Origin of the sequence: Lactobacillus delbrueckii subsp. delbrueckii DSM 20074 = JCM 1012, assembly GCF_001433875.1 — a bacterium.
Taxonomy (GTDB): domain Bacteria; phylum Bacillota; class Bacilli; order Lactobacillales; family Lactobacillaceae; genus Lactobacillus; species Lactobacillus delbrueckii.
The window spans coordinates 1-11,294 of record NZ_AZCR01000050.1; the positions used below are offsets into that span (position 1 = coordinate 1).

An 11,294-nucleotide genomic window follows, 5' to 3' on the forward strand; every position below is an offset into this window, starting at 1 on the left:
ATTTTTTGTGCTCTGATCCAGTGAAAACGATTTTTCTTACTGGATCGGAACAGTGTTCAGTTTAATTTTACAATCGGCGATAGAAATGTACCGAAGTTTTTGAGGAGGAAATATCATGGTAGGAATTGTTTTAGCTAGCCATGGCGGTTTCGCGGACGGTATTGCCGAATCCGCGCAAATGCTCTTTGGCCCACAAGACAATTTTGCCCATGTCATTCTGAAGCCTTCTGAAGGCCCAGATGATATTAAGGGTAAGATGAATGAAGCGATTACTTCTTTTGCAGACCAGGAAGAAGTTTTGTTCCTGGTTGACCTGTGGGGTGGCACGCCTTTCAACCAGGCAAACGGTTTGCTCGACGGTCACGACAAGTGGGCAATCGTTTCCGGTTTGAACTTGCCAATGGTAGTTGAAGCCTTGACCCAAAGAATGATCAATGACAAGGCTACCGCGCAAGACATCGCAACTGCGATAATTAAGCCAGCTAAGGATGGTATCAAGACCAAGCCTGAAAGCTTAATGCCTGCAGAGGAAAAGGTAGCTGCACCTGCAGCCGCAGCTGGCTCTCCTAAGGAAGCAATCCCAGAAGGGACTGTTTTGGGCGACGGTCACATTAAGATCGTTGGTGCCAGAATTGACTCACGTTTGTTGCACGGTCAAGTTGCAACTGGTTGGATTCCAGCATTTCACCCAGACCGGGTTATCGTGGTTTCTGACAAGGTTGCCAAGGACGACCTGCGCAAGAGCATGATCCGTGAAGCTGCTCCAGCTGGTACGGTAGCCCACACCGTTCCATTGAAGAAGATGAAGGAAATCTATGAAGACCCGCGTTTTGGTACTACGCGCGCCTTCTTGTTGTTTGAAAACCCAGAAGATGCTTTGCAAACGATCAAGAACGGCGTAGACATCAAGACTTTGAACGTCGGCTCCATGTCATACAGCAAGGGCAAGGTTAACGCCAACAACGTTCTGTCCATGGATCAGACTGACGTCGACACTTTCCGTGAACTCGAAAAGATGGGCATCAAGTTCGACGTCCGCAAGGTTCCTTCAGACACCCCTGAAAACATGGATTCAATTCTGAAGAAGGCACAAAGCCTGCTCGATGAACAAAAGAAGAAGGCACAAAGCCTGCTCGATGAACAAAAGTAGTGGGAAAGGGAGTTAAAAATGGACTTAAATGCTATTCAAGTCATCCTGGTGATTGTGGTAGCTTTCCTGGCCGGGATGGAAGGTATCCTGGATGAATGGGAATTCCACCAACCATTGGTTGCATGTACTTTAATCGGTTTAGTTACTGGCAATCTTACCTTGGGTATTATGCTCGGTGGTTCTTTGCAAATGATCGCTTTGGGTTGGGCCAACATCGGTGCCGCTGTCGCACCTGACGCAGCTTTGGCCGCTGTTGCCTCAGCCATCATTTTGATCAAGGGTGGTCAAGGTACCAAGGGTATCGGGACTGCCACTGGCTTGGCCATCACTTTGGCCGTTGCCGGTCTATTCTTGACCATGTTGGTCCGGACTATTTCAACTGCCATCGTTCATATCATGGACAAGTACGCCGAAGAAGGTAACTGGCGCATGATCAACGTATCGCAATGGATCGCTGTCTGCTTGCAGGGTCTGCGCATTGCTATCCCAGCCGGCTTGTTGCTTGCTATTCCAACTGAAACTGTTAGAAGCGCACTGGCTGCTATGCCAGCCTGGCTGTCAGATGGTATGACCATCGGTGGTGGTATGGTTGTTGCCGTAGGTTACGCTATGGTTATCAACATGATGGCCAGCCGTGAAGTATGGCCATTCTTCGCCATTGGTTTCGCTTTGGCCGGCGTTAAGGACTTGACTTTGATTGCCTTGGGTGCGATTGGTTTATCTATGGCCTTGATGTACCTCGCTTTGGAAGAAAAGGTAAGCAAAGGCTCTGGCGATGCTGCTGCAGCTGGTACTGGTGACCCGCTGGGCGACATCATTGATGACTATTAGAAATCAAGCCAGAAAGGAGAGATAAATCATGACTGAAAAGAAAGTAACTTTATCAAAGCGTGATCGTTGGGACGTTATGTGGCACTCACAACTTCTGCAAGGTTCATGGAACTACGAAAGAATGCAGAACGGTGGTTGGGCCTACAGTATGATCCCAGCTTTAAGAAAGCTTTACCCAAACAAGGAAGACATGGCTGCTGCTTTGCAGCGTCACCTAGTCTTCTTTAACACTCACCCTTACTTGGCTTCACCAATCATTGGTGTTACCCTGGCTTTGGAAGAAGACAAGGCTAATGGCGTTGAAGTTGACGACGAAGCTATCCAAGGTGTTAAGGTTGGTATGATGGGGCCTTTGGCCGGTGTCGGTGACCCAGTCTTCTGGTACACTGTTCGTCCAATCCTCGGTGCCCTTGGTGCCTCAATGGCCATCAACGGTAACATCCTCGGGCCAATCCTCTTCTTCATTCTTTGGAACCTGATCCGTATCGCCTTCTTGTGGTACACTCAAGAATTGGGTTACAAGGCTGGTGCCGCTATCAGCTCCGACCTTTCAGGTGGTTTGCTGAAGAAGGTTACCCGTGGGGCTGCCATGATGGGTATGTTCGTCCTGGGTGCCTTGATCGAACGTTGGGTAAGCATCAACTTCACCCTGAAGGTTTCAGAAGTGCCAATCCAAAAGGGTGGTTACATCGACTGGACCAAGCTGCCAAGCGGTACTGCTGGTATCAAGGAAGCCTTGATCGAACGAGCTCATGGTCTGTCCTTGACTAAAACCAAGGTTACTACTCTGCAAGACAACTTGAACATGCTGGTTCCAGGTTTGGCAGGTCTGCTGCTTACCTTCCTTTGCATGTGGCTCTTGAAGAAGAAAGTTTCTCCAATTGTTATCATCTTGGGTATCTTCGTTGTTGGTATCCTCTTTCACGTATGGGGCTTGATGTAAGATTAACAAATGGCTCAATCAATGAATAAGACCGTTGATCTGGCTGTATCCGGAACTTGGTTCCGGGCCATGACTACCTATGGCAAAGTCATGATCGGCGATGAAGCTTTTGAATTCTATAACGAGAAGAATGTTGAAGACTATATCCAGATTCCTTGGGATCAGATAACTTATGTAGTCGCGGACGTTCACTTCAAAGGGAAGTACATTCCCCGCTTTGAGATCCGGACTAAGAAGGATGGGAAGTTCATCTTTATTACCAAGGATCCGAAGAAGACTCTGCGGGCGATCCGTAAGTATGTCCCGGCCGACCACATGCGGCAGGCTTTGGGAGTTTGGGATACGATCAAGCTCTTCTTTACTCGCAAAAAGAAATAGAATGGAAATAAGCCCGGACCAAGTCCGGGCTTATTTTTGTGCGGTAATGTTAAAAATCTCCGTGTTATACTGAAAAGAGAGTTTTGCCAATGGAGGATCGACATGAAAGCAAAGCAGGCATATAAGCTGGTGGACCAGCTCCGCAATCCAGGACCAAGGAATTGCTATATCGATTGTTTTCCAAAAATGGAGCCTCCAGACAATTCGATGAGATATTTGAGTGCTTGAGGTCGCATACGATTGGCGAAGCCTACGCGGACAAAATGCTCCTGTTGCTGTTAATGCTGGTCAGCCAGTATGAGACACACATTTTTTTGGATCATGATCTGGCTAAAGAAACTTATCCTGACTTGCTTGACCGAGCTGCCTGTGGCTGATCTGCTGGAGATCAGCAAGAAGTTGATTGTGACAGACCATTACCTCTGGGTAAATTTCCTTTTTAGGGACAAGAAGCACTATTCCTTGCTCCGGATCGAAAGCGGCATTGATGCTGATCTGTATAAGCTTTCTAAGAAGTCGAAGAAGCTGGTTATAAGCTGCTTAAGCGTAACGGCCTCTTCTTGGTGAAATACTAAAGTACATAAAAAAGCTGACCTTGCGGTCAGCTTTTGTTGTATCTCATTAATTATTTTGCTGCTTCTTTTTTCTTATTGAAGGCCTTGCTGAAACCATAGAGGACAGCGAAGGTGATCAAAGCCGTGATCATTGGGACCCGGTAGCTCTCAAGGAAGAGGAGCAGGATAACTATGGCACCGAAGAAGGCCAAGAGCAGGTAGTCAAGGTATGGGTAAGCTGGCAGTTGGAATTCATGTAGCTGGTCCTTTGGCGTAACCTGCCGGTAGCGCAGGTGGGTCAAGGTCATGATGATCCAGATCAAAAGGAACATGCTGGTTGCCATTGATGAGATGAAGCTGAAGGCTTCGTCCCCCATAATCATGGTGATCAAAGGCGCGCAGATGATGATTAAGGCTGAGAAGACCAGGCCTCTCATTGGCAATTGCCGGTGGTTGAGCTGGGCGAAGAACTTGCTCCACTTGCTTTCCCCGCCTAAAGTAACGGAGAAGAGCAGGCGGCCGGCACTGTAGAGGAAGCTGTTGGTTGCTGAAATAGCTGCCGTGATGACCACGAAGTTGATCAAGTTGCCGGCACCCTTAAAGCCTGCCCCCATCAAAGCTTGGACGAATGGTGAGCTGAAAGTTGAAACCTTGTTCCATGGCAGGATCACCAAAATCCCGATAATCGCCAAAACGTAGAAGAGGATGATTCGCAGTGGCAATTCATTGATCGCGCTCCGGATAGTCTTGTGCGGATCCTTGGCTTCAGCGGCTGTCAGCCCGATCAGTTCCACCCCGATGAAGGAGAAGATAACCATCTGGAAGCCTTGCAAGAAGCCGCCTGCCCCGTTGTTGAAAAAGCCGTCAGCGTACAGGTTGCTGAAGCTGGCCTGGCCGTACTTGGTTGAACCGGAGCTCAGCAGCATGAAGGCCGCGAAGATAACGAAGCCGACGATCATCAAAATCTTGATGATAGCGAAGGCAAACTCCAGGTTCCCGAAGAAGCGGGCAGAGATCAAGTTGATCAAGAGCAGGACCGCGACTGAGAGCACCCCGGGTAGCCAGGTCGGCAGGTTGGGCAGCCAGGACTTGAAGTAGATGCCTAAGGCCGTCGTTTCCGCCATGGCCAGGATCAGCCAGCTGAGCCAGTAAAGATAGCCAGTCACCTTGCCGATGTCCTTGCCAAGATATTTTTCAATAAACTCGATATAGGTGTGCTTCTTTAAGTCAGATAAGATCAGTTCACCCAGGGCCCGCATCAAGATAAAGAGGAAGAGGCCGACGATGATGTAGATCAAGATGACTGCCGGCCCTGCCTTCTGGATGCTGTTGCCGACCCCAAGAAAGAGGCCGGTCCCGATCGTCCCGCCTAGGGCAATCAGCTGAATGTGGGCATTGGTCAGTGTTCGTTTGTATGTACTTTGTGTTTTCTTTTCTTCCATAAGACCTCCATTGAGTTACATGAAATATTTTAACATAAGCTGGCAGAAAGTGAAATTAATTTGAGAAAATAGCCTATAAGGCAAAGGAATCTTAAGAAATAGGGCACGTTGTCTTCTTGCAAAAATGACTGGGGTTATCTACGATTAGGATAAAGAAGGAAAAATAAGCGATTAAAGTTAGGAGGAAGGCAAATGTACGGCTTGATCAATCAACCAGCGGTCTTCATGACGGAAGACGACCTCAAATCCAGAAGCGATGAACTTTTATACGGCTGGGCTGTCAAGGCAACCGGGAAAAATGAAGACTTTTGGTACGTAACCAGTCATTACGGCTATAAGGGCTACGTGCCAAAGGCCGCGGTAACTCTAGTTAGCCTGGAAGAAATCAAGGCGCGGGAGGTCAAACTCATCCGGCGGCCAGTCATTGACGTCCTGGCTGAGCCCAAGGTTTCAGCCGACATTCTGTTGACGGTTTATAAGGGCAGCCTGCATAACGTGACGGATGAGCTTGTGGACGGCTATTACAAGGTTAAGCTCTTGGACGGACGAAGCGGCTGGGTTTCCAAGACGGCCTTGGCAAAGCGGCTGGATGAAGATGACTTCTTGTGGTCAGCAGATCCGGAATACTTTTTGCTCCAAGCCAAGCCGGATGAAGAAAGCTTCAGAAAGCAGGTAACGGAGACCGCCAAGGAGTACTTGGGCTACCAGTACCGGTGGGCGGGCAAGAGCCCCTTGGGGATCGACTGCTCGGGCCTGGTCTTCATGAGCTATATGCTAAACGGGGTCCTGCTCTGGCGGGACGCGGAAATCAAAGAAGCCTGGCCGGTGCACGAGATTGAGTTTGAAGACTTGCGGCCTGGGGACTTGATTTATTTCTCAGGACATATTGCCATGTACCTGGGCCACGGCAAGTACATTAACTCAACTGGCTATAAGGAGCACTTCGGGGTAGCCATCAGCAGCCTTCGTAAGGAAGACCCTGACTACCGGGCCGACCTCTTCCAGATGATCGAGAAGTGCGGCTCCCTGTTTTAAGAGGAATGAACTGGTCCCAATTGCTTATGCTACAATCGAGTAAATGAAGTACTTGGCCGGGATTGGGGCAGGCCTGGTCAGCATTAGTATTTTTGACTATTCAGCGCCAAAAAAGACTTAGCGTTGATAACAAATAAGCGCAAAAAAATAGTGGACCTTCCATCTGAGGAAATTCCACTATTTTTCTTTGTCTTACTTGCTAAAGCCGTTAGGATGCTTTTGGTGCCAGTTCCAAGCGCTGGCGATGATGTCGTCGACATTTTCGTACTTCGGACTCCAGCCCAGCACCTTCCGGGCCTTGCTTGAGTCAGCAACGAGTGAGTCCGGGTCACCGCCGCGGCGTGGCCCGATAGTATAAGGAATGTCAACGCCGGTAACCTTGATGGCGGCCTTCAGGATTTCCAAGTTGGAGAAGCCGGTGGCCGTACCCAGGTTGAAGACGTCGCTTTGGTTAGTTTCCATCAAGTGCTTCAAAGCCAGGACGTGGGCGTCGATCAAGTCAACCACGTGCACGTAGTCGCGGACGTTAGTACCATCCTTGGTGTCGTAGTCGTCGCCAAAAATAGTAAAGTCACCGCCGCCAGCCAGGGCAGCCTTCATGATGTTAGGAATCAAGTGGGTTTCTGGATGGTGGTCTTCACCAATTGATCCGTCCAGGGAAGCACCCGCCACGTTGAAGTAACGCAGGGCGATGGACTTGATCCCGTTAGCCTTGTCAGCCCAGTGCATGATCTTTTCCATCATCATCTTGGTTTCCCCGTAAGGGTTGATTGGGTTGAGCGGAGTTTCTTCAGTGATTGGCAGCTTTTCAGGGATGCCGTAAGTCGCAGCGCTGGATGAGAAGACCAGGTACTTAACCCCGGTTTCTTCCATGGCTTCTAGCAGGCTGATCATGCCGGATACGTTGTTCTTGTAGTACTTCAGCGGCTTCTTGACTGATTCGCCGACCAAAGAGTAAGCAGCAAAGTGCATCACAGCTTCGATCTTTTCCTTCTTCAAGACGTCAGCTACCGCATCCTTGTCCAAAAGGTCAACTTGGTAAAACTTTGCCTTTTGGTCAATAGCTTCCTTGTGACCAGTGAACAGTGAGTCCAAAACGACTACGTCATTACCATCGGCAACCAGCCGTCTTACAGCGTGGGAGCCGATGTAGCCGGCACCACCTACAACTAAAGTTTTCATGTTTACTCCTTTTTTTTATACTTTTTTGCAAAACCTAACTGATACCTAGTATAACAGAAAATGCTTTCCCCGGCTGAAGCAATTACAGGGCAATTGCCTTGTTGGCCTTGGCCAAAAGACTGGCCGGAATCGCCTGGTGGAGGTGCCAGACAAAGGAAACCGGCCGCTCGCCTGCACTTGAAACATAATCTGCGTTGCCTAAGAAAGTGTAAGCTGCTGTATAATTTCCCTGCTTTTTGAACTCTCTGACAAAAAGAGAAATCAGATTGCCGGTCTCGCCTTGGTGGATATAGCGCTGGATTTTGGGACTGGCTGGCCGGTCCTGGCTCTGGCTCTGCCAGTGGAAAAGCTGGGCATTGATGGCATAGTCCTCATACATGGTTGACGGGGAGAAGTCTTTTTCACTCTTGTTCAGATTAATAAGGAAGATATCCGTCTTTTTATCAGCGAAGTACTTGACCCCCTCCCGGAATTCCGGGGACTGGTCCTGGTTGAAGTAGTCAAAGGCTGCCATGATCTGGTTGACATTGTAGTGGCAGTGGACTTCCAAGGGACAGGTGAAGGGGTATTCGTTAGCTTCCGGCAAGACGGTCAACTGGCTCAGCCGGTAGCGGAGGACTTCCATTAATTCCTCTTTAACGAAGTCTTCCTTTAAAAAGTCCCTAATCCCTTCATGCAGGTCCTTAAAGCCCAGTTGGGCCGGCTTTTTCTTGTAGAAGCTGTAGTAGAGCATCCCCAGCATCAAGCGTTCAGTCTCATTACTTGCCTCTTTTGGCGTCTTTAGGTAAGCCAGCCAGTAGTCCAGGAGCCTTTTGGAATCGATGTGGAAAAAGCTGCTGAACTTCTGGTAGACCTGGTTTTCCACATCCCGGTCGTCAGTAATCAGTCCGGCCCACTTCTTCAAGCGGAAAAGTGAACGCGACCCGCTGGCGTGGTAGAAGTCATAAAGACTCATGTCATAGACCTTGAGGAAGTTAGCCAAGTTTAATTCCAGGCCCGTGTCTTCGCTAAAAGTCTTCACCCGCTGGGTCAAGCCATTTTTGTTAGCCGCGTTCTGGCCAAGGTTGGCCAGGATGTACTTTTTGGCAACGGGCTCAAGCTCCAGATAGCAGGCTGCCGGCAGGTGCGGGAAGCCATCTCTGATTTCATATGGCAGGGCATGGCCTGGTCCGGTCAGGGCCTTGAACTTGGCCTCATAGTTATAGTGGCGGTTGGCCTGGCCGATGAAGTCCAGGACTGTCAAGCAATCCTTGCCCGGGCTGAGGCGGAGGCCCCGGCCCAGTTGCTGGAGGAAGATGGTCGGGCTCTGGGTTGGCCGCAGGAAGAGGATGGTGTTGACGGCTGGAATGTCGACACCTTCGTTATAGAGGTCAACGACAAAAATAAACTTAAGCTTGCCGGAGGTCAAATCTTCTTTAGCCTGCTGGCGGTCAGCCTGGGCAGTCTGGCCAGACAAAGCAGCGGAAGGGATGCCGGCCTGGTTGAAGGCGGCGGCCATGAATTCAGCGTGCTTGACGCTGACGCAGAAGCCTAAGCCCTTGATGTCTTCCAAATTGTTGCTGTACTTGTCCAGGCTGCGCAAAATCAACTTGGCCCGGGCGTCGTTAGCCGTATAGACATTTTCCAGTTCGCTGACCTCGTATTGGCCCCGGCTCCATTTCATGCCGGAGTAGTCAACATTGTCGGTGACCCCGAAATACTGGAAGGGGCAGAGGAGCTGGCGGTCGATAGCCTCGCCTAACAGCATTTCGGCCGCAATATTGCCGTCAAAGTACTGCAAGATATCCTGTCCGTCCATCCGGTCAGGGGTCGCGGTCAGGCCCAGAAGGATCTTGGGCTTGAAGTGGCTGAGCAGCTTTTGATAGGACTTGGCCGCGGCGTGGTGGAATTCGTCGATGATGATGAAGTCGTAGTAGTCGCTGGGCAAGAGGTCAGACATTTTTTCTGAGTTAAAGGACTGGATGGAGACGAAAAGCTGGCTGACATCATCAGTCTTGTACTGGCCGACCAGTAATTGCCCGAAGTTGAAGTCGTTGAGGACCTCGCGGAACTTTTGCAGACTCTGCTCCAGGATTTCCTGCCGGTGGGCGACGAAGAGGAGGCGGGCATGGGGATGCTCTGCCAAGTAGCGCTTGAAGTCAAAGGCGGCGATAACGGTTTTCCCCACCCCGGTGGCGGCGACGAGGAGATTTTTATAATGGCCGTAAACTTCCCGCTCAGCCTGCAGCCGGTCCAGGATCTCCTGCTGGTAGTTGTAGGGGCGGATGCTGGTTTCCAGGTGGAAGGTGTTTGCCTTATGCCGGTTCAGTTCTATCTGCAGTTTCTTCCGGCAGTCTTCCTGATCCGGGTCAAAAGTTTCAAAAGAGGGGTCGTTCCAGTAGCTTTCAAAGGAAACGGCAAATTTGTTGACGATGTCAAAAGACTCCTGCTCAGTGACCTTGACATTCCATTCCAGGCCCGTGGTCAAGGCAGCGCTGGAGAGGTTGGAGGAACCGATGTAGGCGGTGGAGAAGCCAGTCTCTCTTTTAAAAAGATAGGATTTGGCATGCAGGCGGGCGTGGTCGGTCTCGTAGTTGATCTTGACTGTAGTGTTGGGCAGCTGGCTCAAGGTCAGGATAGCCTTGTAGTCAGTTGACTGGGTATAGGTTGTCGCGATCACCCGCAGCTGGTGGCCGGCTTTTTGGCAAAAAGCTTCCAAATCTCCTAAAAGGGGGCGGATGGCTGACCACTTAATGAAGGAAACGAGCAAGTCGACCTGGTCGGAAGAGGCGATTTCCTTCTTGATTTCACTGAGCATGCTGGGCTCATTTTTACTGCCGGTAAAAAGGGCATTCTCCACTATGGAAGTCTGGGGCCGGATGGGGGTAATCTGCTGGGACTGGGTCAGCTTGTGGTAGATGGAGGTCAGGACTTCGCCTTGTTCCAGGATCTGCAGGTCCTCGTAGTCGGCTTCGCCGGTATGCTGGGCGACCTGGTCGACGATGGAGTTGGCCATGCGGATCTGGGCGATGAGGGCAGCCTTGTCTTCACCGGACTTGAAGCTGTCGCGGAGGTAGTGCAGGCCCGACCGGATGACCTGGGAGAGGTAGATGGTCAAGAGCTGGCGGGAGTCATCAGCGTTTAGCTGTTCCAGTTTATAATCCCTGGTTTTTGGGTCAATTTTTTCCAGCTGGTCCAGGATTTCTTGGTTAAGGATTTGTTCATAAATACCGTCTTTCAGCATGCTTTTCCTGCTTTCTGAAGTGTTTTGCCTTAATTGTATCAGGTTCGGGGAAAATTGCTAAGTCATGGCTTTTTATTACCATTCTCACAAAAAAGACTATAGTATGCTTATAGCAGGATTTTTACTAAGGGGGAAAAATGATGAAGAATTACATGCAACATCTTAAAGAGCGGGCCATTAGCGCTTATCCGCCTAAGACCAGCCGGCGGTGGAGTATCTGTATTGCAGCCGCGGTTATCATTGGCCTGATGCTGAGCCATTTTGGCCAGGCCAAGTTTGGGGCTTCGCTTGCTGATTTCGCCCTGCTTTGCGGGATTGACTTGTTAGGAGTGACTTTTGCCAAGCACGGGGTCAATATTTTTCTGGCCTACTTACTGGCGGCAGCCTTGTGTTTTGCAGTTTCTGTCTTATTGACTTTTTACATCATGTCATCCAACAATTTATAAGAAAGCAAAAGCAGCTGACTTCTAGTTAAGATGATGTGACCCCCAAAATTGGGACAATTTAGTATTACGCCGTTAAGGTTGTTAAAACATGATTCCGATATTCAATCGGG

General features: G+C 49.8%; 9 protein-coding genes. 6 read left to right on the forward strand and 3 right to left on the reverse strand.

Annotated features, from left to right (window positions below; genetic code table 11):
- Positions 1–115 precede the first annotated feature (115 nt).
- The 4 genes from FD23_RS06745 to FD23_RS06760 are packed head-to-tail and all read left to right on the forward strand — an operon-like array spanning position 116 to position 3,302.
- Positions 116–1,150, forward strand: coding sequence for a PTS sugar transporter subunit IIB (locus FD23_RS06745; protein ID WP_025896432.1), 1,035 nt, complete (start codon positions 116–118; stop codon positions 1,148–1,150).
- Between the two features lie 18 nt (positions 1,151–1,168).
- Positions 1,169–1,981 (forward strand): PTS mannose/fructose/sorbose transporter subunit IIC, encoded by an 813-nt coding sequence (locus FD23_RS06750; protein ID WP_025896433.1) that lies wholly within the window; start codon positions 1,169–1,171, stop codon positions 1,979–1,981.
- A 28-nt stretch (positions 1,982–2,009) separates the two neighbouring features.
- Positions 2,010–2,924 (forward strand): PTS system mannose/fructose/sorbose family transporter subunit IID, encoded by a 915-nt coding sequence (locus FD23_RS06755; RefSeq protein ID WP_052933756.1) that lies wholly within the window; start codon positions 2,010–2,012, stop codon positions 2,922–2,924.
- A gap of 9 nt (positions 2,925–2,933) precedes the next feature.
- Positions 2,934–3,302: a DUF956 family protein gene (locus FD23_RS06760; protein WP_003615959.1), complete on the forward strand. Its 369-nt coding sequence runs from the start codon at positions 2,934–2,936 to the stop codon at positions 3,300–3,302.
- A gap of 625 nt (positions 3,303–3,927) precedes the next feature.
- On the opposite strand, the gene FD23_RS06770 is transcribed toward FD23_RS06760, so the two are convergent.
- Positions 3,928–5,298: an amino acid permease gene (locus tag FD23_RS06770; RefSeq protein ID WP_025896172.1), complete on the reverse strand. Its 1,371-nt coding sequence runs from the start codon at positions 5,296–5,298 to the stop codon at positions 3,928–3,930.
- 192 nt (positions 5,299–5,490) lie between these two features.
- Between FD23_RS06770 and FD23_RS06775 the strand changes: the two genes are divergently transcribed.
- A complete protein-coding gene (locus FD23_RS06775) occupies positions 5,491–6,333 on the forward strand; it encodes a C40 family peptidase (protein ID WP_052933755.1) in 843 nt (280 codons plus the stop codon).
- A 192-nt stretch (positions 6,334–6,525) separates the two neighbouring features.
- On the opposite strand, the gene galE is transcribed toward FD23_RS06775, so the two are convergent.
- Together galE and FD23_RS06785 are read right to left on the reverse strand one after the other, a co-directional pair.
- Complete coding sequence (gene galE / locus FD23_RS06780) at positions 6,526–7,515, reverse strand: UDP-glucose 4-epimerase GalE (protein ID WP_025896171.1); 990 nt, start codon at positions 7,513–7,515, stop codon at positions 6,526–6,528.
- Between the two features lie 82 nt (positions 7,516–7,597).
- Positions 7,598–10,738: a DUF3427 domain-containing protein gene (locus FD23_RS06785; protein ID WP_025896170.1), complete on the reverse strand. Its 3,141-nt coding sequence runs from the start codon at positions 10,736–10,738 to the stop codon at positions 7,598–7,600.
- A gap of 137 nt (positions 10,739–10,875) precedes the next feature.
- On the opposite strand from FD23_RS06785, the gene FD23_RS06790 reads away from it, so the two are divergent.
- A complete protein-coding gene (locus FD23_RS06790; RefSeq protein ID WP_025896169.1) occupies positions 10,876–11,184 on the forward strand; it encodes a hypothetical protein in 309 nt (102 codons plus the stop codon).
- Positions 11,185–11,294: the final 110 nt, after the last annotated feature.

What these genes read in the sequence shown, in the direction of transcription:
- galE (WP_025896171.1), bottom strand. Translation starts at nt 7,515, where the DNA reads ATGAAAACTTTAGTTGTAGGTGGTGCCGGCTACATCGGCTCCCACGCT.
- FD23_RS06785 (WP_025896170.1), bottom strand. Translation starts at nt 10,738, where the DNA reads ATGCTGAAAGACGGTATTTATGAACAAATCCTTAACCAAGAAATCCTG.
- FD23_RS06745 (WP_025896432.1), top strand. Translation starts at nt 116, where the DNA reads ATGGTAGGAATTGTTTTAGCTAGCCATGGCGGTTTCGCGGACGGTATT.
- FD23_RS06775 (WP_052933755.1), top strand. Translation starts at nt 5,491, where the DNA reads ATGTACGGCTTGATCAATCAACCAGCGGTCTTCATGACGGAAGACGAC.
- FD23_RS06750 (WP_025896433.1), top strand. Translation starts at nt 1,169, where the DNA reads ATGGACTTAAATGCTATTCAAGTCATCCTGGTGATTGTGGTAGCTTTC.
- FD23_RS06790 (WP_025896169.1), top strand. Translation starts at nt 10,876, where the DNA reads ATGATGAAGAATTACATGCAACATCTTAAAGAGCGGGCCATTAGCGCT.
- FD23_RS06770 (WP_025896172.1), bottom strand. Translation starts at nt 5,298, where the DNA reads ATGGAAGAAAAGAAAACACAAAGTACATACAAACGAACACTGACCAAT.
- FD23_RS06760 (WP_003615959.1), top strand. Translation starts at nt 2,934, where the DNA reads ATGGCTCAATCAATGAATAAGACCGTTGATCTGGCTGTATCCGGAACT.
- FD23_RS06755 (WP_052933756.1), top strand. Translation starts at nt 2,010, where the DNA reads ATGACTGAAAAGAAAGTAACTTTATCAAAGCGTGATCGTTGGGACGTT.